This window comes from uncultured Serinicoccus sp., assembly GCF_947500995.1.
Taxonomy (GTDB): Bacteria; Actinomycetota; Actinomycetes; order Actinomycetales; family Dermatophilaceae; genus Ornithinicoccus.
The window spans coordinates 198,787-222,290 of the sequence record NZ_CANMUA010000004.1 but is presented as its reverse complement, the minus strand read 5'-3'; the positions used below and the strand labels follow the sequence as shown (position 1 = coordinate 222,290).

Genomic DNA, 23,504 nt, shown 5'->3' with positions numbered 1-23,504 from the left:
GTCCTGCCCCTGTTCCGGGCCTCGCCGGATGGCTAGAGTCGGACGATGGCACGCTTCCTCGACATCCACCCGGTCGACCCCCAGCCCCGGCTCGTCCGGCAGGTGGCGCAGGTCCTCGGCGAGGGCGGGCTGGTGGCCTTCCCCACCGACGCCTGCTACAGCCTGGGTGCGCGGCTGGACGACCCGGACGCCAAGGCGCGGATCCTTTCCATCCGCCAGCTCGACGAACGGCACCACTTCACCCTCATGTGCGCCGACTTCTCCCAGCTCGGCCAGTTCGTGCAGCTCGACACCGCGGTCTTCCGGACGGTCAAGGCGGCCACCCCCGGCTGCTACACCTTCATCCTCCCGGCGACCAAGGAGGTGCCCCGGCGCCTCCTGCACCCGAAGAAGAAGACGGTGGGGGTCCGCATCCCCCAGGCACCGATCTGCCGCCAGCTGCTCTCGGAGATGGGCGAGCCGCTGCTGACCAGCACGCTGCTCATGCCCGGCGAGGACGAGCCGCTGGGCTACGGCTGGGAGGTCAAGGAGCGCCTGGACCACCTCGTGGACGTCGTCGTCGACGGGGACCAGACGGGCTGCGAGCCCACGACCGTGGTCGACCTCTCGCAGGGGTACGCCGAGGTGCTGCGGGTGGGCTCGGGCGATCCCTCGCCCTTCCAGTGACGGGTCCGGTGCCGTGGCGCCGGGCCAGGGGAGCGGCCGGGGGCGACGGGCCTCAGGCGAGGGAGAGGAAGAGCTTCTCCATCTTCTGGGTGTCGACCTCGCCGTCCTCCTCCATGAGGCACTGGCGCAGACCGCTGGCGATGATGGTGTAGCCGGCGCGGTCCAGGGCCTTGCTCACCGCGGCGAGCTGGGTGACCACGTCCTCGCAGTCCCGACCCTCCTCCAGCATGCGGATGACGGCCGCCAGCTGCCCGTGGGCGCGGCGCAGTCGGGTGATCGAGGGCTTGACGGTCTCCGGCGCGAGTTCCACCCCACCAGGGTACCCCGGGGGGCATGCAGCCGTCACGTGATATACCCTAGGGGGTATCCGGCGAGGCCGGAGGAGAGACCGCGACCCCCCAGCAAGGAGCACCGATGACCACCCCCACGGTTCTGCCGATCGAGACCGCCTCCCTCGGTGACCGCAGTTACCTCGTGCACGACGGCGAGGTGGCCTTCGTGGTGGACCCGCAGCGCGACATCGACCGCGTCCTGACCCTCGCCGAGCGGGAAGGGGTCCGGATCACCCACGTCTTCGAGACCCACATCCACAACGACTACGTCACCGGCGGCTACCAGCTGGCCCGGCGGACGGGCGCCGACTACCACGTCAACGCGGACGACCCGGTCGGCTTCGAGCGCGCGGCGATCAGCGACGGCGACCTGGTCGAGGTCTCCCCGTCCCTGCGGGTCCGGGCCATCCACACCCCTGGGCACACCTTCACCCACCTGTCCTACGCCCTGGAGGGTGAGGACCCCTACGTCTTCACCGGCGGGTCGCTGCTGTTCGGCTCCACCGGGCGACCGGACCTGCTGGGGGAGGACCACGCCGAGACCCTGGCGCGGCACCAGCACGCCTCCGCCCACCGCCTGGCCCAGGAGCTGCCCGAGCAGGCCCAGGTCATGCCCACGCACGGCTTCGGGTCCTTCTGCTCGGCCACCCAGACCGAGGGCGATGCGTCCACGATCGGCCAGGAGCTGACCCAGAACCCCGTGCTGCGCCAGGACGTGGAGGACTACGTGCGCGAGGTCCTCGACGGCCTCGACCTCTTCCCCGCCTACTACGCGCACATGGGCCCGGCCAACGCCAAGGGCCCCGAGGAGGTCAGCCTCGAGCTGCCCGAGCGGGCCGACAAGGACGTGCTCCGTCAGCGCCTCGAGGCGGGGGAGTGGGTCGTCGACCTGCGCCACCGCCGGGCCTTCTCCGCCGGCCACGTCCCCGGGACGCTCAACATCGGCCTCGACGGGCAGTTCTCCACCTGGCTCGGGTGGATGATCCCCTGGGGCACCCCGCTCACCCTGCTCGGCGAGGACCCGGAGCAGGTGAGCCAGGCCCAGCGTGAGCTGGTCCGGATCGGCATCGACGAGCTGGCCGGGCAGAGCACCGGGGCACCCGGCGACTGGACCGACGCCCCGCTCGCCACCCTGCGGCAGGCGACTTTCGCCGACCTCGCCCAGGTGCGCCACCACCGCCCGGTCTGCGTCCTCGACGTCCGCAACCCCCACGAGTACGCCGCCGGGCACGTCGAGGGAGCCCTCAACATCCCCCTCGGCCAGCTCGCCCGGAGGGTCGCGGAGGTGCCGGAGGGCGAGGTCTGGGTGCACTGCGCCGGTGGGTACCGTGCTTCCGTGGGCGCCTCCGTGGTCTCCGCCTCGGGCCGGACCGCGGTGGCGGTCGACGACAGCTTCGACCAGGCCCGGTCCTGCGGGCTGCCGGTCGTCGCGGACGACGTCTGAGCCCTCCACCGGCCCCACATCCCTGATCCCTCCCCACCCGTCCGGGTCCCGTCCCCACCTGTCCCCGTCCGTCCCTGCCGTCGCACCGTGCGCCGGTCCGGAACCCGCCCCACCCTCACGAGGAGTCCCTCCAGCATGAGCACTGCCCCCACGCGTACCACCGCCCACCCCGTCGAGGTCAGCGCCGGCGAGCTGCGCACGTGGCTGGCCGGCGATGCCGCCCCCCGCGTCCTCGACGTGCGCACGCCCGGCGAGTTCGCCGCCGGGCACGTGCCCGGGTCCTACAACATCCCCCTGGCCACGCTGACCGAGCACGCGCGCTCGGTCGCCGACCACCTCGATCAGGACGTCGTGCTCGTGTGCCGGTCCGGGGCCCGGGCCGCCGCTGCCGCCCAGGCATTGGCGGGCACCGGCGGCACCGGGATGCACGTGCTCTCCGGGGGGATCCAGGCCTGGTCCGGCACCGGCGGCGAGGTCCGCGAGACCGCGGGGCCCTGGGAGCTGGAACGACAGGTCCGCCTGGTCGCCGGAGGCATCGTCCTCACGTCGGTCCTGGCGAGCACCGTGGTGCCGGGCGCCAAGTGGGTGGCCGCCGGGATCGGCGGCGGGCTGACCTTCGCGGCGCTCAGCAACACCTGCGCCATGGGGCAGGCCCTCATGCGGATGCCCTGGAACCGCGGTGGCCGACGTCAGCTGCAGGACGCGCTCAGCGGACTGGCGGGTCGTCCCCAGCGGTGAGCGGGCCGGGGCCGGCGGACGGGGAAGCCCCGCCGTGGCCCGGCAGGGTGCCGGGCCGGGTCGACCACGGGGACCTCACCGCCGCGCTCTACCTGCAGGGGCACGCCGAGGACGGGTTCGACCGCCCCTGAGGCTTCTGGACATCGCCTTCTGGGGCCCGCTCCCCAGAAACGTCTGTCCAGAAGCTCAGGGTCGGTCCTGGTAACGCGCCACGCCGTCGAGGTGGCGCCTGAGGCTCAGTCGCGTTCCCAGGTGAGGCTGTCGGCCCCGTCGCCGAGCTCGTTCTCGACCTCGCCCTCGATGTAGGTCCGCCGCTCCTCGGTGGGGGCGTCGACCTCGAACAGCAGCCCGGCCGACTCCGCCTCCTCCTCGCGCACCGTGATGCGGACCTGCCCGCCGTCACGGAAGGGGACGGTGTAGCCGTCCTGCTCCCGCAGCGAGCCGCGGTGCATCTGCGAGCGCTCCATGTAGTCCTCGAGCCGCTGCTCGGGCTGCTCCACCGCCAGGAAGGCCGTGCTGCGCTCGTGGCCGGCGGAGGGGACGGCCTCAAAGGTGTTCGGCATCGGTCTGGCACTTCCTCGTCGTCGGGGATGTCGCGGGGCCTCCATCATGGCAGAGCCCGGCGCGGCGACCGCGACCGCGGCGCCCTCAGGCGCGCCGGTCGAGCAGCAGCGCGACCTCGTGATGACCCGTCTGCGGGAACATGTCGAACAGTCGCGCGTGCCGGACCGCATAGGACGGCATCCGGGCGAGGTCGCGTGCCAGGCTGCTCGCGGCGCAGCTGGAGTACACCACGTGCGGCACGCCGGAGGTCTCCACCCAGTCGGCCAGCTCGGCGCCGACGCCCCGCCGCGGCGGGTTGACCACGAGCACGTCGGGCCGGTCGGCCGGGCGGGCGCTGCGGGCGTAGGCGGTCGCGTCACCGGCCACGAAGGTGGTGCCGGCGGTGCGACCCCGCAGGGCAGGGTCCTCCCGGCTGCGGAGCGCGCTGCGGACGGCCTCCGCGGAGCGCTCGACCCCGACGACCTCGCGGCCCGGCGCCGAGGTGTGCAGCGCGAACCCGCCGACGCCGCAGTAGAGGTCCCACAGACGCCCTGGGTCGAGCTCGTCGACCCAGGCGGCTACCTGCCGGTAGAGCTCGGCGGCGACGCTCGTGTTGGTCTGGAAGAAGCTGCGGGTGCCGAGGTGCAGGGTGAGACCGGCGACCTGCACCGGGAGCGTCCGCTGGGGTGTCAGCACCTCCTCCGCCTCGCCCTCGAGCACGGCCTTGTGCTCCGGCTGCAGGTTGAGGCTCGCCACCCGGACCTGCGGACCCGCCCCGCCGGCGCCGGCGCGCAGGTCGTCGACGAGCTCGACGACCCGGCGGCGCTGACCGGGGGAGCGCAGCACGAAGCGGGCCATGAGCTCGCCGGCGGGGGAGTGGGTCAGCAGGACGTGCTTGAGCTCGCCCTGGCGGGTGGGCACGTCGTAGGGGGTCAGGCCGGAGGCCGGCAGCCGCTCGGCCAGGTCCAGGACGGCGGTGCGCAGGCCCGGCTCGTAGAGGCCGCACCCGCGCAGGTCCACGCCCCGACCCGCCCGGTCCAGGATGCCGACGGTGGGGGTGCCCCTGCGGCCCGCGACGACCAGCTTGGCCTTGTTGCGGAACCCGGACTCGGGGCTCGGGGCCGGCGCGGACCACGCGCCGGGGGAGACCCAGGGCACCAGGGTGGTGGCCACCGAGGACTGCTTCGCGGCCAGCTGGGCCGGGTAGGGCTCGCCCATGAGCGTGCAGGAGCGGCAGACCCCCGCGTCGAAGTAGTCGCACTGCACGGGCGTCAGCCTACGGGCGGCCGCTGGACGGGGGAGGCCCGCTCAGGGACGTCCCGCGGTGCGCAGGCTGTCCACCGACAGCCGACCTGCCCCCGTGAAGGCCAGCGGAAGGGTGATCCCCAGCAGCAGCAGGGCGCTCTGGGTGGTGAGCCCGCCGGCGCCGACGAGCAGCGTGTCGCCCTCACCGAGGAAGACGGCCACCGACCAGACGGAGGCCATGAGCGCCGCCAGCAGGAAGCCGGCCGGGCGGGTGAACAGGCCGACCGCGACGAGGACCGGCAGCGCGACGAGGCCGACCATGACCCCCCAGGCGACGACGTCGGGTGCCGCCGAGCCGAGCGTCGTCCCCGACACCTGGGCGGTGAAGGCCGACATGTCGGTCGCCGCTCGGGCACCCTGGACGACGAGGGGCAGGACCGCCAGCCGCAGCAGCAGCAGACCGAAGTCCAGTCCCCGCCCGTGCGCCTCCACCGGACCGGTGAAGGCATACTCCTCGTCCCAGGGGTCGTCCACCTCACGGTGGAAGTCCCCGCCGTCCTCGGGCTGTGTCACCGGCGGGCCAGCGCCTCGCGGAGCGCCGCCGCGTCGGCGGCCAGGTCGTCCTGGTCCCGTGGGCCCTTGCGGCCCAGGTCGAAGTCGGCGGGGTCGGAGGTGGGGAAGACGTGCACGTGGGCGTGCGGGACCTCGAAACCCTGGACGATGACCCCCACCCGGGCGGCCCGGAAGACCGTGAGCTGGGCGCGGCCGACCCGGGCCGCGACCTGCATGAGGTGGGCGGTGGTGTCCTCCGGCAGGTCGACCCAGTGGTCGACCTCCGCCCGGGGCACGACGAGCGCGTGCCCGGGCGTGAGCGGCTCGATGTCGAGGAAGACGGCGCAGACCTCGTCGGTCCACACGACGTGCCCGGGGATCTCGCCCTCGATGATCCTGGTGAAGATCGTGCTCATGGCACCACCCTAGGGTCGCGGACGGCCGATGTCCGGGGGGCGCGGCATACTCGGTGCCATGAGGACACAGATCGTGCTGGTGCCGGGGTTCTGGTTGGGGGAGTGGGCGTGGGAGGAGGTCGCCCGCTCGCTCGCGCCGCGGGGGTATGCCGTGGACGCGCTCACCCTGCCCGGGCAGGGACCCGACGACCCGAACCGCGCGGTGGTGACCCCGCAGGACCAGGCCGACGCCGTCGTCGCGGCGCTCGACCCGTCGGCGGACCGGCGGGTGCTCGCCGTGCACAGCGGCGCGGCCATCCCCGGCACGCTGGTCCTGGACCAGCGGCCCGACCTCGTCGACCACATGGTCTGGGTGGACACGGCACCGTCTGCGGACGGCACGGCCATGGACGCCGACTTCTCCGCCGACGTGCTCCTCCTGGACGACCGCTGGGAGGACGAGCTCGCCGGCGGGTCGATGCGAGACCTCACCGACGAGCAGCTCGCGACCTTCCGGGAGCGGGCCGTGCCCGAGCCCGGCCTCGTGGTGAGCACGCCGGTGCGGCTGACCGACGACGCCCGCCACGACGTCCCCGGGACGGTCGTCTGCACGTCCTTCCCGGCCAGCGACTTCCGGTCCTACGCCGAGCAGGGCGTGAGCTTCCTCAAGGCGCTGCCGGACTACCGTGCGCTGACCTACGTCGACCTGCCCACCGGCCACTGGCCCATGTGGTCACGGCCGGCCGAGCTCGCGGACCTGCTGGACGAGGCCGCTCGCGCCGACCGGTGACCCGGCGCGGGGGCCACGCCGGGCGCCGGGGTCGGGGGAGCGGCCGGGTCCGCCCGGCGGCTCTGCTGCGGGCCCTCGCCGCGTGGTTCCTGCTCGTCCTGCTCCTGGGCACGGCCGGGCTGGCGGTCGGTGCGGCGCTTCCGTGCGAGGGCGGGCTGGAGTGCCTGGGCCCCCCTCTGGGCGGGGCCCTGCTGGGCGGGCTCGTCGGGGCCCTGGCGGCGGCCGTGCTGTGCCGGCGCACCATGCGCTGGTGGTGGCTGCCCACGACGCTGGTCCTCGTCGGGGTCGCGGCGCTGGCCGGGACGCTCGCGCAGCCGCTCGGCCTCGCGCTGGCCGTCCTGGCGCCGGTCCTGGCCGGTCTGACGGCGGTCCGTCCCGGGCCGCCGGCGGCCGCGGCCCTCACCGCCGGGGGTTGGTCCTGGGTGCGGGGCGTGGTGGTCCTGGGGCTGGCGCTCGCCCTGCTGGCCGGCTCCTGGTGGTCGCTCGAGGGACGCGAGCGCGCCCAGGAGATCGCCGGGCTGGAGGCGGTGGGCGTGACCCTCGTCGCGCCACCGGACACCGAGGACGTGCGCCTGGCCACGCTGACGGCCTCCGGCGGGACGGTGCGCTACACGCTGGCCCGGGTCGAGCCGGACGGGGCCGGGTGCCTCGACGTCGGCATCCGTCCCGGGGGCGGCGCGTGCGCAGCCCTCGACCTGCGGCCGTGCGTCGACCTCGGGGACGGCATCGGCGTCTACCGGCAGCCGGACGGCGACCACTGGGTCGTGGTGCGTGACCTGGGTGACAGTCACCTGCGGGTCAGCGACCAGACCCGGCCGGTCCACGAGCCCTGGACCGAGGACGCGGCGCTGCGCGTCGTCCGGGGGATGGGCGAGGTCGACGCCGCCGAGCTCGTCGACCGGCACCGCCGGGAGGGGTGAGGGCCCTGTCGGGCGACGGGCCGTGACTGTTACTTGACATAATGTGCCTTATCGGCGTGATCCGATCCCGTCAGCGCCCCGCTCGCGATTCAACGTCGGGTGCCGGCCGTCGTCCCTGGCAGGTAGGGCGGCTCCGCTCGTGGACGTTGCCGGGCGATCTGCCTGTCCGGGTCCGGCACACCGATCTCTCGGGCCTCCGGCGAGCTCGCGAACCCTCGGAATCCGGGTGACGCCGAGATCAGACCCGCGACCACATCGGCCACCGCTGCCGTGGCGGAGCGCCCCAGCGCCTTCCGCGCCTCGTCCCGACCCGTGACCATCTCCACCAGGGCCTCCGCGGTCAGCGGCTCGACGGCCAGCCCCTGCTCGTACAGACCGGCACGCCACTCCTCGCGGACCTCGGGCCTGAGGGTGCCGAGTACATCCACGACGACTTGGCTGAGCAAGGGTTCCTTGGCCGTCCGCAGCAGGTACTGGGTGCGGGCCAGCTCCAGCTCCGCCGGTGTCGGCCCGGACTCCTCGTTCGAACGTCGTCCAAAGATCATCAGCTCACGCTCGCTCTCTGCGCTGTGCTCGCTCGCGCCTTCACCTGATCCTAACGAGACCGTCCTCGGGTCGCAGGTCCAGTCGGATCGGGTTCTCGGTCTCAGTCCGCGGCGGTGGCCGGGCCGTCCACGTTGACCGTGGGCGCACCGCTGCCGCAGCGCACGATCACCGCCCGGGAGCTCTCGTCCCCGGGGTTGGACTCCCGGTGCACGGCGCCGGCCGGCACCCGCACGAAGTCTCCGGGACCGGCCTCGACGACGTCGCCGCCACCAGGCCCGGACTCCAGCCGGAACCTGCCGGAGACGATGTAGAGGGTCGTCTCGTGCTCGCCGTGGTGGTGCCAGCCGGTCACCGCCCCCGGCTCGGTGTCGACGGTCCCGGTCCACATGCCGCCCGCGTGCTCGGCCACCCGCCGGCTCATCCCGGGCGTGGGGTCGGCCGCCTGCAGCGAGCCGTCCTCGATGCGCCGGCACGGCTCGGCCGCCCGCTGGTCAGGTGCCGCTGCGTCCATGCCCCCATTCGACCCCCGGCGTCACGCGCTGTCCACCACGACGCGCCCGCGGTGCCCGACGCGGACCGGAACGGGCGCGGCGCCGCCCGCGGTGCGGTATACCGTGTGGTGCCGCAGGTGCGGTCGCTCAGCGAAGGAGGACGACGGGTGGCGGAGGTCCAGGAGGACGGGGTCGAGCGCAACCTCTTCTGGCGCGCCATCCACCGGGTGGACACCTCGCGACCGGTGCGGGCCTTCGTGCGCTACCTGCTGGTGCGCGGCAACCTGTCGGCCGGGGGTGTCACCATCTCGGCCCTGGTCTCCCTCGTCGCGCTCATGACGATCGGGGTCAACGGGTTCCGCGCGGTCCTGGGCCGCCAACCCGAGCTCTTCGACCGGGTGGTCCGCGCGATCAACACCGCCTTCCCGGGGCTGGTGGACGACGGCAGCAACGGCGGCATCGTCGACCCCGACCTACTCGTCCTCGAGCGCTCGCTCACCCTGGCCACGCTCGTGTCGATCCCGGTCCTGCTGTGGACGGCCACGAACGTCATGACCGGGCTGCGCAACAGCATCCGGTCGATGTTCGGGCTCACCGGGGCGCCGATGCGCCCCTTCCGGGGCAAGGGCTGGGACGCCGTCGGCATCCTGCTGCTCAGCCTCGCGGTGCTGCTCTCCTCGGCGCTGCTCAGCGGGTCCAACGTGCTGGCCCGGGCGGTGCTCGGCGAGCTCGAGGTGAGCCGGGGCACCAGCGGCCTGCTCATCCGGCTGGCGGCCGTCGTCGCCGCCTTCATCGTGGACGCGGTCGTCTTCTACCTGCTCTTCCGGGTCACGGCCAAGGTGCGGATGCCCTCCCCCGACTGGTGGAAGGGCGCGCTGCTCGGGGCCGCCGGGTGGGGGCTGCTGCGGCTGGCCGGCACGCAGGTCATCGGTGCCTGGGACAACCCGGTCTTCGCCTCCTTCGCGGTCCTGGTCACGCTCATCGTGTGGATCAACCTGGGCCTGCGGTGGGTGATGTTCACCGCGGCCTGGACCGCCAACCCCCCGCACACCAACCTGCCGGTCGTCCCCACCGAGGTGCATGCGCGGGAGACCCCGAACTACGTGACCCAGACGGTGCCGTACACCCTGGACTGGCCGCACCACGAGGTCACCGGCACGCTCATCCCCCACAACGGCGTCGCCGGCGACGCGGCCGAGGTGGGAGCCCCCGCGGACCCGCCGAGCACGCAGCAGCGCGAGGACCCCGCCGCACCCTAGACTCCGGCCATGGACGGGCGGACCGCGACGATCTACGCCCTGCTGCTCGTCGTCGAGTACGGGCTGAAGATCTGGGCCATCGGCACGGTGCCGGAGAACCGGCGACCCGGTTCGTCCTCGGCGTGGCTGCTGCTCATCCTCTTCATCCCGGTGCTGGGCTTCCCGCTCTACTTCCTCATCGGCAGCAAGTTCGTCTCCGGGCGCCGGCACGAGATCCAGAGCCGGGCCAACGAGCTGCTCGCCGCGCACGCCGACACCCTGCCCGACCTGCCGCAGATCCAGCCCGATGACGACCTCGCCTCCGTCCTGCGGATGAACCGGCGGCTCACCGGCCTCTCCTGCGTGAGCGGTTCGTGCGAGGGCGTCTACCCGGACACCGCCGACTTCTTCGCGGCGATGGCGGCCGCGGTCGACGAGGCCGAGGACTTCGTCGTCGTCGAGTTCTACATCGTCGCGTGGGACGAGAGCACCGACATCTTCTTCTCCGCCCTGGAGCGCGCTGCGGGTCGCGGGGTCGAGGTCCGGTTGCTGCTGGACCACCTGGGCTCGCGCAAGTACCCCGGCCGCAAGGAGCTGGGTCCGCGGATGAGCGCCGCCGGCATCGTCTGGCACCTCATGATGCCCCTGCGGCCGCTGCAGGGGCAGTGGCAGCGACCGGACCTGCGCAACCACCGCAAGCTGCTGGTGGTCGACGGCCGGGTCGCGTTCGTCGGCTCGCACAACCTCATCGACCCGGCGTACGGCAGCGAGAAGAACGCCCGGATGGGCCGCGCCTGGAGCGACGTGTCGGTCCAGGTCAGCGGGGACATCGTGGCGCAGGTGATGGCGGTCTTCGCGACCGACTGGTTCACCGAGACCTCGGAGAACCTCACCCTCGACCGGGAGCGCTACCTGCCGGGCCAGCCGGACGTCGTGCCGGGCGGCGCGGCCCACGCCATGCAGCTGGTGCCCTCCGGGCCGGGCTTCCCCACCGAGCCCAACTGGCGGCAGTTCGTGGCCCTGGTCCACCTGGCCCGTGAGCGCATCGCCATCACCAGCCCGTACTTCGTGCCGGACGAGGCCCTGCTGGCGGCGATCACCAGTGCGGTCTACCGCGGGGTGCGGGTGGAGCTCTTCGTGGGCGAGCAGGCCGACCAGTTCCTCGTGGGCCACGCCCAGCGCTCCTACTACCAGGTGCTGCTCGAGGCCGGTGTCGTCATCCACCTCTACCCGGCCCCCACGGTCCTGCACGGCAAGTACCTCACGATCGACGACCGGGTCGCGCTCATCGGCTCCAGCAACATGGACTCCCGCTCCTTCGCGCTGACCTACGAGATCATGCTGCTCGCCTTCGGTGGCGACCTGGTCGCCCGGCTGCAGGAGAACGACGAGGCCTACCGGCAGGCGTCCCGGGTGCTGACGCTGCAGGAGTGGCAGGGCCGGCCCTGGCGCCAGCGCTACGTCGACAACGTCTGCCGGCTCACCGCTGCCCTCATGTGACCTGCCGGCCCGAGGTGGGCCCAGCGGCTGCGGTCCGGCGGCCCGCGTCCTAGCGTGAGGACATGCATACCCTTCCTGACGGCACCACGCTCCCCCACGTCGGCTTCGGCACCTACCCCCTGCGCGGCGAGGAGGGGGTGCAGGCGATCGTGTCCGCCCTCGAGGCTGGTTACCGCTACCTCGACACGGCGGTCAACTACGAGAACGAGCGCGAGGTCGGTGAGGCGCTGCGCCGCAGCGGGGTGCCCCGCGCCGAGGTGCTGGTGGCCACCAAGATCCCCGGGCGCGCGCACGCGCGCGGGGCCGCCATCGAGACCCTGGAGCAGTCGGTGGAGCGGCTCGGGCTGGAGCAGGTGGACGTCGCCCTGGTGCACTGGCCCAACCCTTCGCAGGGCCGCTACGTCGAGGCCGTCCAGGCCCTGCTGGAGTGCCGGGACCGGGGGCTGGTGCGCTGGGTCGGCACGAGCAACTACACCCGCACCCACCTGCAGGAGGTCGTCGACGCGACCGGTGAGGCGCCGGTCCTCAACCAGGTGGAGTGCCACCCCCTCTTCCCGCAGGCGGACCTGCTGGAGGCGCACCAGGGGCTCGGCGTCCTCACCCAGGCGTGGAGCCCGCTGGGCAAGCGGCAGGCGCAGTACGACGCCGAGGCGGTGGCCGGCCCCGCCGAGCGCCTCGGCGTCTCCCCCGCCCAGGTCATCCTGCGCTGGCACCTCCAGCGCGGGGTGATGCCGCTGCCGAAGTCGGCGACGCCGGAACGCCAGCGCGCCAACCTCGACGTGCTCGACCTGGAGCTCACCGACCAGGAGGTCGCGGCCATCACCGCCCTCGGCCGGCCGGACGGTCGGCTCTTCGGCGGGGACCCGGAGACCCACGAGGAGATGTGAGCCGCGGGCCCCGTGGCCCATCCACACCCTCACCACCAGGTGGCCGTCCGTCCACAGATCGGCCGCAGCCCTCCCCCACGGCCCCGCCCACCGGCCATCGTGGACCCATGACGACCACAGCGGCGGCACCGGCCAACGAGGTGCACCTGCGCGGCCGGGTCAGCGGCGCCCCGACGCAGCGGGAGCTGCCCAGCGGCGACGTCCTCGTCCAGCTGCGGGTCGTCGTGCCCCGGCCGCAGCGCCGGGGCCGCGCGGCGTCCGGGTCGGCCCAGCGCGTGGACACCATCGACGTGTCGTGCTGGACCGCCCGGGCGAGGGCGGCCGCGCTGCGGCTGGAGGACGGCGGCGGCGTGGAGGTGACCGGCGCCCTGCGTCGACGCTTCTTCCGGACCGGCGCCGGGGCTGCCTCGCGCTACGACGTCGAGGCGACCTCGCTGCGCGCGGTGCCGCTGCCGGTGCCGTGACTCACAGCACCCGCCGCACCCCCGGGACCCGCCGTCCCAGGAGGACCAGGCCCGTCGTCACCGCCGCGACCAGGACGAAGCGGGCCAGCAGGACGGGCCACGGCGCCACCGGGGCGCCGAGCACACCGGTGTCCGTCCCGACCAGCAGGACGAGGAAGTGCATGGCGAAGATGCCCAGGGTGGCCCGCCCCACCGGGTCCACCACGGCCATCACCCGGTCCGACGTCATGACCGACTGGGCGCCTCCGGGCTCGAGCAGGGCCTGGGCCAGCAGGTAGACCGCGACGGACAGCACCGCGACCGTGGGCGAGTAGTAGTGGGCACCTGCCCAGTCCTGCAGCCAGGTGGGCGCGGCCGGGTTGGACCACTGCCAGGTCAGCAGGACCGACAGCGCGACGACGACGAGCACCAGGACGGGGAGCAGGCGGTCGGGCACCCGCACCCCGCGCAGCGCCCAGCCGGTCAGGTACGCGCCGAGGTAGGGCAGCCACCACGTCCATGCGGCGTGCGTCACGCCGACGGGCTCCCCGCCCGGCCCCAGCGGCCACAGGGACAGGACCGGGACGGCATACGCCCCCGCGGCGGCCACCAGCCAGGCGCGGCGTCCGGTCCGGGCCAGCCACGGCAGGAGCAGCGGGGTCAGCAGGGACAGCCCCAGGACGATCCACAGGAAGTACAGGTGCGGGGCGACCTCACCGACCAGGACGCGCTGCACGGCCTCGGCCGGTCCTGCCCACCACCCGGGACGGGTCAGCGAGAGGTAGACCACGTAGACGAGGTTCCAGACCACCACGGCGGGCACCAGCCGCCAGACGCGTCGCCGCAGGAACTCCCCCGCCCCGGGGTAGCGCGCCGGGTCGAGGGCCAACGCGCCCGAGACCATGACGAAGACCGGGACGACCCACAGCAGCGGGAGGTCCAGCGCCCGGGCCACCCACCCGTCCACTGGGTCCGTCTCCCCCTGCGCCCCCGCGGTCGCGGTCGCCCCGACCGTGTGGATGAGGACCACGCCGTAGACAGCGAGGCAGCGCAGCCAGCTGATCCACGCGGTGCCTCGCATGGGGTCAGCCTCTCACCGGTCCGGCGGCCCCGACGGATCCTCGGGCAGGGCTGCGCCGACGCGCCGTAGCCTGTGCCGTATGCCTTCCGCCACGCCGCCGACCCCGCGCACCGCCGTGCGCGGCTCCTCACGTCTCGTCGCCTACGACTTCGGGGCCCACCTGAGCACCTGGGAGCTGGACGGCCGTCCCGTGGTCTGGTGCAGCGAGGCGGCCGTCCTGGACGGCAGCAAGGCCATCCGGGGCGGGGTGCCCGTCTGCTTCCCCTGGTTCGCGGCCGGCCCCGACGGCGACCTCTCCCCCAGCCACGGCGTGGCCCGCACGGCGAGCTGGCACCGTGCCGAGGCCCGGGACCCGGAGCTATGGGCCTGGACGCTCACCGACGAGGACGTCGCCGGCTCGGCCGGCGTGGAGCATCTGCCCGGCCCGTTCCGGCTGCGGTACGCCGTCTCGGTGCCGACCCCGGCCGAGCACCCGTCCCTGCGACTGGACCTGGAGGTCACGAACCCGGGTGCCGCGGTGCTGCCGGTCGAGGCCGCGCTGCACACCTACCTGGCGGTGCACGACGTGCGGCGGACCGAGGTCCTCGGCCTGAGGGGAGCCGGCTACCTCGACAAGACCACCGGCCGGCGCGGCCACCTGTCGGGACCGCTGCGCATCGAGGGCCCGACCGACGCCGTGGTCGACTCCCCCGGCCTCCCCCACGTCGAGGTGGTCGACCGGGACCGTCGGCTCGTCCTGGAGACCCACGGCAGCACGCAGACGGTCGTGTGGAACCCCGGGGCCGAGCAGGCCGCCGAGATGAGCGACCTGCAGGACGACGCCTGGCGCGGGTTCCTCTGCGTGGAGACCGCGGCCACCGGTGACCACGGCCTGCTGGTCCCGCCCGGCGGGACGCACACCCTGGGGTGCACGATCACCGTCCACGACCGGAGCGCGGACCGGAGGAGACGATGAGCGCCCAGGACCAGCCCGGGCCGGACCAGGACGAGGACGCGCCCTCCCTCGACCCGGACCCCGACCCCGACCTGCAGCCGCACCAGGCCGAGCCCGGCGCACCGTCCCCGCAGGACCAGCCGGCCGAGGGGCCCGCCGAGGACGCGCGCGCGGTGCCGCCGACCGTCGACCGCGGCGACCTCATCCTGCAGGGGCTGCGCAGCGCGGCCGCCTGGTCGTGGCGCTTCCTGCTCGTCGTCGCCGCGGTCGCCGTCGTGCTCTACCTGCTCGGGCGGGTCTGGGTCGGGGTGCTGCCGATCATCCTCGCCCTCATCGTCAGCTCCGTGCTGTGGCCCGTCGTGCGCTGGCTCCGTCGGCACCGCTGGCCGGCCGGGCTCGCCGCCGCCACCGTGATGGTGACGGCGCTCGCCATCTTCGGCGGCATCGTCGCCGCCATCGCCCCGGGGGTGGGCAGCCAGCTGCGCCAGGTCGCCGACAACGTCACCGAGGGGGCCGACATCGTCCTGGAGTGGCTCTCCGGTCCCCCGGTGAACCTCCAGAGCGAGCAGCTCGACGACTACGTCGACCGGGCCACCGAGTGGCTGGAGTCGCGGGCCAGCGTCCTGGCCGAGGGGGCACTGTCGACGCTGTCCACCGTCGGCTCCATCCTGGTGACCACCGTCCTCGTGCTCGTGCTGACCTTCTTCTTCCTCAAGGACGGGCACCGCTTCCTGCCCTGGCTGCGCACGTCCGTCGGGCGTACCGCCGGTCTGTACCTCACCGAGGCGCTGGCGCGGGTGTGGGTGACGCTCGGCGGCTTCCTGCGGGCGCAGGCCGTCGTCGCCGCCGTCGACTCGGTCTTCATCGGCCTCGGGCTGGTCCTGCTGCAGGTGCCGCTGGCCTTCGCCCTCGCCGTCATCACCTTCTTCCTGGCCTTCATCCCCATCGTCGGTGCCTTCGTCGCCGGTGGCCTCGCGGTGCTCGTCGCGCTGGTGTCGCAGGGCTGGGTCACCGCGCTGTGGGTGCTCGTCATCGTCGTGGTGGTCCAGCAGGCGGAGAGCACCTTCGTGGCTCCCCTCATGCACAGCCGCGTCATGTCGATGCACCCGGTCGTGGTGATCCTGGGGGTCGCGGCCGGCGGCACCCTGTGGGGCGTGCTCGGCGCCTTCCTCGCCGTCCCTGTGCTCGCCTCGGCGCTCACCCTCATCAGGTTCGGCAGCGAGCACCTGGACCTGCGCACCGGCGAGCTGCACACCGACGACCTGCGCAACATCACCGACGAGGGGCGCCGGGCCGCGCAGCGGGCCGAGAGCGCCGCCCCCATCTTCCAGCTGCGGGCTCGCCGGGCCTACCTCCAGGCGCAGGGGGAGCAGGGGGCGGCCCGCGTCGCCCTGCTGGACCGGACCAGCGAGATCGCCGCCTCCCTGCGCGACCGGCTGCTGCCGCCGATCCTGCGTCGGGACCGGGATGACGGGGACCAGGACCACCCGCCCCGGGCATGACGGACGCCCCCGGCCATCGGGCCGGGGGCGTCGTCAGGTCGGCGCTGCGCGCCGGACACGGATGACTACCGGGTGGCGTCCTTCCAGGCGTCCTTGGCGTTCTCGCCGGCCTGCTTGACGTTGGCGCCGGTCTGGTCGGCCTGGCCCTCCGCCTGCATCTGCTCGTTGTCGGTGGCGTCGCCGACGCCCTCCTTGGCCTTGCCCTTCAGCTCTTCGGCCTTGTTCGAGATCTTGTCTCCGAGACCCATGGTCTGCTCCTTTCCTCGGCAACCCCCTCAGCCTCACCCCGTGACGGGGGCGGCGCAAGCCGAACCGCCCCCTCGAGCCTCCTCGCTCCGGGCCGTGGTGTCCCTACGATGGGCGCCATGACAGCTCCCCCCGTGCCCCGGGCCGATCCCGCGTCCGAGCGCACCCGCGCCCACCAGCGGGCCTTCGGGTGGTACGACTGGGCCAACTCGGCCTATGTCACGACCACCGGCACGGTCCTCATCGCGCCCTACCTCACCGCCCTGGCCCGGGCCGACGCCTGCCCGGACCTGGCCGAGGGCCAGACCTGTGAGCAGATGCTGTCCGTGCTCGGGGTCCCGGTGGCCGTCGGGTCGGTCGCGCCCTACACCATCACCGTGGCGACGCTGGTGTCGGCGGTGGTGCTGCTCTTCGTCGGTGCCGTCGCGGACCGCCACCCCCGCCCGACGTGGCTCCTCGGCGGCCTGGCCTGGGTCGGCGCCGCCGCGGCCGCCTCGATGTTCTTCCTCGACGGCAGCAACTGGGAGCTGGGGGTGCTGCTGATCGTCGTGGCCAACCTGTGCCTGGGGGCCTCGACCGTCGTCTACGACGCCCTGCTCGTGCGGGTGGCCTCCCCCGACGACCGCGACCGGGTGTCGTCGAGAGCCTGGGCGTTGGGCTACCTGGGCGGCGGCATCCTGCTGGCCCTCAACCTCGGCCTCATGACCGTCCACGAGTCCCTCGGCATCTCCTACACGATGGCCGTGCGCCTCAACCTGCTGTCGGCCGGCCTGTGGTGGGCGGTCTTCACGCTCATCCCGGTCATCGGGCTGCGCCGCATCCGGGGCACCACGGCCACCCCCGTGGAGCGCTCGGCCGGGGTGCTCGGCGGCACGGTCACCCAGCTGCGCGACACCTTCGGCGACCTGCGCGGCTACCCGCACACCCTGCTCTTCCTGCTGGCCTATCTCTTCTTCAACGACGGCATCCAGACGGTCATCTCCTCGGCCAGCCTCTACGGCAGCGAGGCCCTCGGCTTCGACACCAGCCAGCTCATCATCACGATCCTGCTCGTCCAGTTCGTCGCCTTCGGCGGGGCCCTGGTCTTCGGGGTGATCGCCGGCCGGGTCGGAGCCAAGCGCACGGTGCTGGCCGGCCTGGTCATGTGGACGCTGGTGGTGGCCTTCGCCTACTTCGTCCCCACCGGCGCGTTCACGATCTGGCTCGTCTGCGCGGTCTTCATCGGCACCGTCATGGGAGGGACCCAGGCGTTGTCCCGATCGCTCTACTCCCAGCTCGTCCCCGCGGGCAAGGAGTCGGAGTACTTCAGCTTCTACCAGGCCATGGAGCGGGGGACGAGCTGGTTCGGGACCCTCGCCTTCGGCCTGACCTACCAGCTCACCGGGTCCTACCGCCCGGCGATCCTGGTCACCATCGCCTTCTTCGTCGTGGGGGGTCTCATCCTCACCCGTGTCGACATGCGCAAGGGCATCGCCATGGCCGGCAACGAGCAGCCGCGCAAGGTCTGAGGCCGGGAGACGCGACGAGGGCGTGACCCGCGACCGCGGGCCACGCCCTCACCGGACGGGTATGTCGTGCCTCAGGCGCTGCGCTTGCGCCGGGGCTTCTCGCCGCGCATCTCGCGCAGCAGGGCCAGCCGCTCCTCCAGGAGCTCCTCGAGCTCAGGGACCGAGCGCCGCTCGAGCAGCATGTCCCAGTGGGTGCGCTGCGGCTTGGTCGCCTTCAGCTCGGGCTCGGGGCCGTTCTCCAGCTTGGCGTCGAGACCGCAACGGCACTCCCAGATCGGCGGGATCTCCGCCTCCACCGAGAACGGCAGCTCGCTGACGTGCCCGTCCGGGCAGACGTAGCGGCTGATCTCTCGGTCGCTGAAGGTGACGCCCTCGTCGCTCTCGAAGGAGAGCCAGCTGAGGTTGGTGCCGCGCAGGGACCTCTCTGCCATGTGTTCCACTCCCATCGTGTCATCGGACACGCGTGATCGTTCGCTGTCGCGTTCGGTGGACGGCCGCCAGACCTGGACCTGTGACCGCCCTGCTGACTGGTGTCAACGTCGACCGACCGCCCCGTGTTCCCCTTCCGTCCGCCGTCCCGGACGCAGCGTGGTGCGGCGGTCGGTGTGCGGGGGGAACATCTCATGATAGCGCTCCCGGTGCGGCGCTGACCAGTCAGCGGGTCACCGACCGAGGGGCGGACGCGTGTCGTCCTCCCACGGTGGCGGGTGCTCGTCCACGATCTCGCCGTCGATGACCGTGCCGGCCCCGGGTGGGCGGCCGGGGCGGCGACCTCCGGGTCCGACAGGACCCCCGACCACCGTCAGGGCCCGGCTGGCCACCAGGGCCTGCAGCAGGCGTCGTGCCGCGGGTCGGGTGAAGGGCAGCACGAGGATGAGCGCCAGGACGTCGCTGACGAACCCCGGCAGGAGCAGCAGGAGCCCGCCGACCGTGAGCAGGATCGCGTCGGTCACCTCGTCGGCCGGCATCCGGCCCGAGCTCAGCGCCTGCTGCAGCGCACGGTAGGTGCGGCTGCTCTCGCGCCGGGCCAGCCAGGTCCCGAGGACGGCCACCGCCACGACGAGGAAGAGGGTCCACCACAGGCCGATGCTGCGTCCGACCGCCACGAGGACGGCGATCTCCACGAGCGGCAGCAGGACCAGGGCGAGCAGGACCCACCTCAGCACCGGACGGCGCCGGGCGCTGCTGCCGGATGGTGCGGTCGTGCTCACGTGACCTCCTCGAGGTGGTGCCAACGAGAACGGTCGCGCCCGGCGAGGTGTTCCCTGAGCTGACGCGTCCGGCGCTGCCACGCCCACACGCCCACCAGGACCACGGCCTCCCGGACGATGTCGCCGGTCATCTTGGAGGACCCCTCGACGCGCTCGACGAAGGCGATCGGCACCTCCACGACCCGCAGACCCGCCTCCACGGCGCGTCGGGTGAGGTCCACCTGGAAGCAGTAGCCCTGGGAGGCCACGGGTCCGGCGACCAGCTCGGTCAGCTGCGGCAACCGGTAGACCCGGAAGCCGGCCGTGGCGTCGTGGACGTGCAGACCCAGCGCGAGACGGGTGTAGGTGTTGGCGCCGACCGAGAGCAGCCGGCGGTGCCAGGGCCAGCGGTGCACCGAGCCTCCCTCGACCCATCGCGAGCCGATGACCACGTCGGCGCCCGGTCCGTGCTCGGCCGCGGCGAGCAGGGCGGGGAGCTCCTCCGGCTGGTGCGAGCCGTCCGCGTCCATCTCCACCACGGCGTCGACGCCTCGCCGTGCGGCCCAGTCGAAGGCGGCCAGGTAGGCCGGCCCCAGGCCCTCCTTGCCGGGTCGGTGCAGGACGTGGACCCGGGGGTCGGCGGCGGCGATCCGGTCGGCCAGCTCCCCGGTGCCGTCCGGGCTCGCGTCGTCCACGACCAGGACCTCGGCGTCGGGGACGGCCTGACGGACCCGGCGCAGCACCTCGGGGAGAGACGCGCGCTCCTGGTAGGTCGGGATGCACACGCAGACGCGGTGCAGCGGGCCACGGGAGGTCATCCGACCAGCCTAATCGGCGCGGTGACGGCGCCCGACCAGCAGTCCGAGCGCCACGATGACGGCGGCGGCGGGCACCACCCAGGGGCCGGTGGTGAACGCCGGGGTGCGTGCGGAGCGCAGCGGGAGCTCGTCGCGGAGCACCGCCTGGGTGAAGAGCTCGGTCGGCTCGTGGACCACCCCGTCCGGGCTGATGAGCCCGGATATCCCGACGTTGCTGATGTGGACCACGGAGCGGCCGTACTCGACCGCGCGGACGCGGGAGGTCGCGATGTGCTGGGCGGACTGGTCACCCTCCCCGAACCACGCGTTGCTCGTGGGGACCACGAGCAGCTCGGCCCCCCCGGCGACCACGTCGCGCACCGCGGGGTCCACGACCACCTCGAAGCAGATGCCCAGCCCCAGCCGGACGGTCCGGCCGTCGGCGAGCTCGACGTCCATGAGCCCCGGCTCGGTGCCCGCCTCCCAGTCCGGGATGCGGTCGACCCACTCGGAGAGGTACCGCACGAGCGGGCGCAGCGGCATCCGCTCGCCGAACGGCGCGAGGTAGACCTTCTGGTAGGTGTCATCCACGCCCTCGCCCGGCTGCAGCTCGAGGACCATGTTCCGCGGCGCCTCCCCCGTGCCGTAGGACACCGCCCCGAGCACCACCGGGGCTCCCAGGGCGTCGACGCCGGTCATCATCCGCTCCACCGCGACGTCCCCCTCGCTCGGGGAGAAGGGGTCGAGGTCGCTCGCGCCCTCGGGCCACAGCACGAGGTCGGGTGGGCCACCCGCCCCGGTGGAGACCTCGGCGGCCAGGTCCTCGGTCATCGACGTGTAGCGCTCGAGCATCGTGCCGCGCTCGGCGCTCAACGTCCGGGTGAAGTCGGGCGGCAGGTCCCCTTGCACGGCCGCCACGTCCAGCGGCTCCCCGGCGGTGGGCCGCGGCAGCGCGGCCGGGGCCACGGCCAGCGCCACCGCGGCGACCGCGAGCAGCCCCGCGCGTGCCAGGCGCCGGGGTGCTCCCGAGCCGACCGCCAGCTGGACCGCGCGGGCCAGCAGGGCGCCGACGAGGGCCACGAGGAAGCCGAGGCCGGTGACGGCGACCAGGCTCGCGGCCCCCAGCAGGGGGCTGTCCGCCTGGCTGAACCCGAGCCGTGCCCAGGGGAACCCGCCGAACGGCGTGACCGAGCGGGCATACTCCATGAGCACCCAGGCCGCCGCCCCCACGACCGGCCGGACGCCTCCGGAGCGCTGCAGCAGCGCGAGCAGACCGCCCAGCGCGGCCGGGTAGAGCGCGGAGGCGACGCTCATGGCCACCCAGGGCATGATGCCCGCGTAGGTGCTGGCCCAGACGAACATCGGGGTGTACCACGTCATGCCGAGCAGGAACCCCGCCACCAGACCGGTCCGCACCCGGGCTCCGGCCGTGGCGGCCGCCAGGGCCCCGACGCCCACCATGGCCAGCGGCCAGAGGTCGTGGTCGGGGAAGGCGAGCCACAGGGCGACGCCGCCCAGGAGCGCGAGCAGGAGTCGGAGCGGCCAGGGCACGCCTCCAGCGTACGGACCCCTCCGGACATAGCCGGACCCCGGCACCTTTGGGGCCGGTCCGTACGCGGCTGGCGGCCGGCACGGTCCCGTTGTCTACTCGGTGCTCGGGGCCCTGGCTCCCCCGACGGGCGCGTCGACGCCCGAGGGACAGCACTAGAACGTAGGTGGCCGCGCGACAAGTGTCAACATCGCTGTGACCTGCGACGATACGAGAGTTCGCAGGTCAGTCGGCCGGGGTCCGAGGACGGGTTTGGGGAGATCTTTACCCCATCGCGGCGTGTCGCCGACGACACGCCGCCGCGAACGTGTTCTCGACGGCGCGGTCGACCCCGGTCGGCGCGTCCGGGTGAAGACCATCACATCATCCGGTCGATCGGCGATTTGGCAAGAAATCCTCCTGTGGGTCCTCGCATATGCCGGACATCATCCGTAGCATGGCGTCATGAGCGCACAGATCGAGCAGCCGTACGTCTACCGTCGCCGCGAGCTGGTGGAGCCGGACTGGACCCGCTTCCCCGGATGGTCGGACGTCACGCCGCAGCAGTGGGCCGACGTGCAGTGGCAACGGGTCAACTGCGTCAAGAACATCGGGCAGCTGCGCACGGTCATGGGACCGCTGCTCTCCGAGGAGTTCTACGCCGACCTTCAGCGCGACCAGGAGCAGCGCGCGACGATGTCCATGCTGCTGCCCCCGCAGATGCTCAACACCATGGTGAGCGAGCAGACCTGGGCCGACGGGCGCATGCCGGCCGCGGGGGCCGACTTCACCGCCGCGTTCCTGGCCGACCCGGTGCGCCGCTACATGATGCCGGTCTTCTCCGACCGCCGCACCGAGTGGTCCAGCCACCCCTACGCCACCCGGGACAGCCTGCACGAGCACGACATGTGGGTCGCCGAGGGCCTGACCCACCGCTACCCCACCAAGGTGCTCGCGGAGATGCTCCCCACCTGCCCGCAGTACTGCGGGCACTGCACCCGGATGGACCTGGTGGGCAACTCGACCCCGACGGTCACCAAGCTCAAGCTGGCCGGGAAGCCGGTGGACCGGCATACCGCGATCCTGGACTACCTGCGCGCCACCCCGGGGGTGCGCGACGTGGTCGTCTCCGGCGGTGACGTCGCGAACATGCCGTGGAAGAACCTCGAGTCCTGGCTCGACCAGCTGCTCGACATCGACTCCATCCGCGACGTCCGGCTCGCGACCAAGGCGCTCATGGGTATGCCGCAGCACTGGCTGGCCCCGGACACCGTCGAGGGCGTCGGCCGGGTCGCCCGCAAGGCCCGCGAGCGGGGCGTGGGACTCGCGATCCACACCCACATCAACTCCGCCCAGTCGGTGACGCCCCTGGTGGCCGAGGCGAGCAAGGCGATGCTGGAGGCGGGGATCCGCGACGTCCGCAACCAGGGCGTGCTCATGCGCGGGGTCAACGACACGTCCGCGCAGCTGCTGGACCTGTGCTTCGCCATGTCCGACGAGGCGATGATCACGCCGTACTACTTCTACATGTGCGACATGATCCCGTTCAGCGAGCACTGGCGGGTCTCCCTCGCACACGCCCAGCACCTGCAGCACTCGATGCTGGGCTACCTCCCCGGCTTCGCCACCCCGCGCATCGTCTGCGACGTGCCGTTCGTCGGGAAGCGCTGGGTCCACCAGGTCGACACCTACGACACCGAGCGCGGCATCTCCTACTGGCGCAAGAACTACCGCACCTCCATCGAGGGCGAGGACGTCGACGTCACCAGCGCCGAGTACGTCTACTACGACCCCATCGACACCCTGCCCGCCAGCGGCCAGGACTGGTGGCGGCGTGAGGCCGCCGAGGTGCACGGCACCGACGAGGCCGGCCAGCAGGAGAAGGCGCAGGAGGCCGCCGCGGCCTCCCGCCGGGCCTCGGTGGACCAGCTCGCCTGATCCGACCGGGCACCGCGGACGGGTGTCCCCTGGGCGACCGGACGTCGCGC

27 protein-coding genes are annotated in these 23,504 nt (G+C 73.2%); 14 read left to right on the top strand and 13 right to left on the bottom strand.

Going from position 1 to position 23,504, the window contains the following annotated elements:
• Nucleotides 1-45 precede the first annotated feature (45 nt).
• Nucleotides 46-666 carry an L-threonylcarbamoyladenylate synthase gene (locus tag Q0967_RS08120; protein WP_298749285.1) on the top strand — a complete coding sequence of 207 codons (621 nt, stop codon included), beginning with the start codon at nt 46-48 and terminating at the stop codon, nt 664-666.
• 52 nt (nt 667-718) lie between these two features.
• Here Q0967_RS08120 and Q0967_RS08115 read toward each other — a convergent pair whose 3' ends face one another.
• The gene (locus tag Q0967_RS08115) at nt 719-976 is read right to left on the bottom strand and encodes a metal-sensitive transcriptional regulator (RefSeq protein WP_298749287.1); all 258 of its coding nucleotides are present in this window, start codon (nt 974-976) and stop codon (nt 719-721) included.
• A gap of 104 nt (nt 977-1,080) precedes the next feature.
• Between Q0967_RS08115 and Q0967_RS08110 the strand changes: the two genes are divergently transcribed.
• From Q0967_RS08110 to Q0967_RS08100, 3 genes are all read left to right on the top strand, one after another.
• Nucleotides 1,081-2,442, top strand: coding sequence for an MBL fold metallo-hydrolase (locus Q0967_RS08110; RefSeq protein ID WP_298749289.1), 1,362 nt, complete (start codon nt 1,081-1,083; stop codon nt 2,440-2,442).
• A gap of 135 nt (nt 2,443-2,577) precedes the next feature.
• Nucleotides 2,578-3,180, top strand: a complete 603-nt coding sequence (locus tag Q0967_RS08105) for a rhodanese-like domain-containing protein (protein ID WP_298749291.1) — start codon at nt 2,578-2,580, stop codon at nt 3,178-3,180.
• Complete coding sequence (locus tag Q0967_RS08100) at nt 3,177-3,311, top strand: hypothetical protein (protein WP_298749294.1); 135 nt, start codon at nt 3,177-3,179, stop codon at nt 3,309-3,311. The genes Q0967_RS08105 and Q0967_RS08100 overlap by 4 nt, the downstream gene beginning before the upstream one ends.
• Nucleotides 3,312-3,416: 105 nt before the next feature.
• On the opposite strand, the gene Q0967_RS08095 is transcribed toward Q0967_RS08100, so the two are convergent.
• From Q0967_RS08095 to Q0967_RS08080, 4 genes are all read right to left on the bottom strand, one after another.
• Complete coding sequence (locus Q0967_RS08095; RefSeq protein ID WP_298749296.1) at nt 3,417-3,743, bottom strand: hypothetical protein; 327 nt, start codon at nt 3,741-3,743, stop codon at nt 3,417-3,419.
• A gap of 85 nt (nt 3,744-3,828) precedes the next feature.
• Entirely contained in the window at nt 3,829-4,989 is a 1,161-nt protein-coding gene (locus Q0967_RS08090) for a methyltransferase domain-containing protein (protein ID WP_298749298.1), read from the bottom strand.
• Between the two features lie 42 nt (nt 4,990-5,031).
• Nucleotides 5,032-5,541 (bottom strand): DoxX family protein, encoded by a 510-nt coding sequence (locus Q0967_RS08085; protein ID WP_298749299.1) that lies wholly within the window; start codon nt 5,539-5,541, stop codon nt 5,032-5,034.
• Nucleotides 5,538-5,936, bottom strand: a complete 399-nt coding sequence (locus Q0967_RS08080; RefSeq protein ID WP_298749301.1) for an HIT family protein — start codon at nt 5,934-5,936, stop codon at nt 5,538-5,540. The genes Q0967_RS08085 and Q0967_RS08080 overlap by 4 nt, the downstream gene beginning before the upstream one ends.
• Before the next feature lie 58 nt (nt 5,937-5,994).
• Here Q0967_RS08080 and Q0967_RS08075 point away from each other — a divergent pair, with 58 nt between their 5' ends.
• Both Q0967_RS08075 and Q0967_RS08070 read left to right on the top strand, forming a co-directional pair.
• Complete coding sequence (locus Q0967_RS08075; protein WP_298749304.1) at nt 5,995-6,705, top strand: alpha/beta fold hydrolase; 711 nt, start codon at nt 5,995-5,997, stop codon at nt 6,703-6,705.
• Nucleotides 6,702-7,625: a hypothetical protein gene (locus Q0967_RS08070; RefSeq protein WP_298749306.1), complete on the top strand. Its 924-nt coding sequence runs from the start codon at nt 6,702-6,704 to the stop codon at nt 7,623-7,625. The genes Q0967_RS08075 and Q0967_RS08070 overlap by 4 nt, the downstream gene beginning before the upstream one ends.
• A gap of 89 nt (nt 7,626-7,714) precedes the next feature.
• Here the strand turns inward: Q0967_RS08070 and Q0967_RS08065 are convergent, their stop codons facing one another.
• Both Q0967_RS08065 and Q0967_RS08060 read right to left on the bottom strand, forming a co-directional pair.
• Nucleotides 7,715-8,170, bottom strand: a complete 456-nt coding sequence (locus tag Q0967_RS08065) for a hypothetical protein (protein ID WP_298749308.1) — start codon at nt 8,168-8,170, stop codon at nt 7,715-7,717.
• 101 nt (nt 8,171-8,271) lie between these two features.
• Nucleotides 8,272-8,682, bottom strand: coding sequence for a cupin domain-containing protein (locus Q0967_RS08060; protein WP_298749310.1), 411 nt, complete (start codon nt 8,680-8,682; stop codon nt 8,272-8,274).
• Nucleotides 8,683-8,829: 147 nt separating this feature from the next.
• Between Q0967_RS08060 and Q0967_RS08055 the strand changes: the two genes are divergently transcribed.
• From Q0967_RS08055 to Q0967_RS08040, 4 genes are all read left to right on the top strand, one after another.
• Nucleotides 8,830-9,921 (top strand): YihY/virulence factor BrkB family protein, encoded by a 1,092-nt coding sequence (locus Q0967_RS08055; RefSeq protein WP_298749311.1) that lies wholly within the window; start codon nt 8,830-8,832, stop codon nt 9,919-9,921.
• A 9-nt stretch (nt 9,922-9,930) separates the two neighbouring features.
• Nucleotides 9,931-11,400, top strand: coding sequence for a phospholipase D-like domain-containing protein (locus Q0967_RS08050; RefSeq protein ID WP_298749313.1), 1,470 nt, complete (start codon nt 9,931-9,933; stop codon nt 11,398-11,400).
• A 62-nt stretch (nt 11,401-11,462) separates the two neighbouring features.
• On the top strand, nt 11,463-12,287 hold the full coding sequence (locus Q0967_RS08045) for an aldo/keto reductase (RefSeq protein WP_298749315.1): 825 nt from the start codon (nt 11,463-11,465) through the stop codon (nt 12,285-12,287).
• A 107-nt stretch (nt 12,288-12,394) separates the two neighbouring features.
• Nucleotides 12,395-12,751, top strand: coding sequence for a single-stranded DNA-binding protein (locus Q0967_RS08040; RefSeq protein ID WP_298749317.1), 357 nt, complete (start codon nt 12,395-12,397; stop codon nt 12,749-12,751).
• Nucleotide 12,752: 1 nt separating this feature from the next.
• Here Q0967_RS08040 and Q0967_RS08035 read toward each other — a convergent pair whose 3' ends face one another.
• A complete protein-coding gene (locus Q0967_RS08035) occupies nt 12,753-13,811 on the bottom strand; it encodes an acyltransferase (RefSeq protein ID WP_298749319.1) in 1,059 nt (352 codons plus the stop codon).
• 79 nt (nt 13,812-13,890) lie between these two features.
• On the opposite strand from Q0967_RS08035, the gene Q0967_RS08030 reads away from it, so the two are divergent.
• Both Q0967_RS08030 and Q0967_RS08025 read left to right on the top strand, forming a co-directional pair.
• A complete protein-coding gene (locus Q0967_RS08030) occupies nt 13,891-14,766 on the top strand; it encodes a D-hexose-6-phosphate mutarotase (protein ID WP_298749320.1) in 876 nt (291 codons plus the stop codon).
• Nucleotides 14,763-16,247 carry an AI-2E family transporter gene (locus tag Q0967_RS08025; RefSeq protein WP_298749321.1) on the top strand — a complete coding sequence of 495 codons (1,485 nt, stop codon included), beginning with the start codon at nt 14,763-14,765 and terminating at the stop codon, nt 16,245-16,247. Before Q0967_RS08030 ends, Q0967_RS08025 begins: the two co-directional genes overlap by 4 nt.
• A 65-nt stretch (nt 16,248-16,312) precedes the next feature.
• On the opposite strand, the gene Q0967_RS08020 is transcribed toward Q0967_RS08025, so the two are convergent.
• Nucleotides 16,313-16,495: a CsbD family protein gene (locus Q0967_RS08020; protein ID WP_298749323.1), complete on the bottom strand. Its 183-nt coding sequence runs from the start codon at nt 16,493-16,495 to the stop codon at nt 16,313-16,315.
• A gap of 117 nt (nt 16,496-16,612) precedes the next feature.
• Here Q0967_RS08020 and Q0967_RS08015 point away from each other — a divergent pair, with 117 nt between their 5' ends.
• Nucleotides 16,613-18,001, top strand: a complete 1,389-nt coding sequence (locus Q0967_RS08015; RefSeq protein WP_298749324.1) for an MFS transporter — start codon at nt 16,613-16,615, stop codon at nt 17,999-18,001.
• Between the two features lie 71 nt (nt 18,002-18,072).
• Here Q0967_RS08015 and Q0967_RS08010 read toward each other — a convergent pair whose 3' ends face one another.
• From Q0967_RS08010 to lnt, 4 genes are all read right to left on the bottom strand, one after another.
• The gene (locus tag Q0967_RS08010; RefSeq protein WP_058891117.1) at nt 18,073-18,432 is read right to left on the bottom strand and encodes an RNA polymerase-binding protein RbpA; all 360 of its coding nucleotides are present in this window, start codon (nt 18,430-18,432) and stop codon (nt 18,073-18,075) included.
• Nucleotides 18,433-18,663: 231 nt separating this feature from the next.
• The gene (locus Q0967_RS08005; RefSeq protein WP_298749331.1) at nt 18,664-19,212 is read right to left on the bottom strand and encodes an FxsA family protein; all 549 of its coding nucleotides are present in this window, start codon (nt 19,210-19,212) and stop codon (nt 18,664-18,666) included.
• Nucleotides 19,209-20,009, bottom strand: a complete 801-nt coding sequence (locus tag Q0967_RS08000; RefSeq protein ID WP_298749333.1) for a polyprenol monophosphomannose synthase — start codon at nt 20,007-20,009, stop codon at nt 19,209-19,211. The genes Q0967_RS08005 and Q0967_RS08000 overlap by 4 nt, the downstream gene beginning before the upstream one ends.
• Before the next feature lie 9 nt (nt 20,010-20,018).
• The gene (lnt, locus tag Q0967_RS07995; RefSeq protein ID WP_298749336.1) at nt 20,019-21,539 is read right to left on the bottom strand and encodes an apolipoprotein N-acyltransferase; all 1,521 of its coding nucleotides are present in this window, start codon (nt 21,537-21,539) and stop codon (nt 20,019-20,021) included.
• 442 nt (nt 21,540-21,981) lie between these two features.
• Here lnt and Q0967_RS07990 point away from each other — a divergent pair, with 442 nt between their 5' ends.
• A complete protein-coding gene (locus tag Q0967_RS07990) occupies nt 21,982-23,454 on the top strand; it encodes a KamA family radical SAM protein (protein WP_298749338.1) in 1,473 nt (490 codons plus the stop codon).
• Nucleotides 23,455-23,504 lie beyond the last annotated feature (50 nt).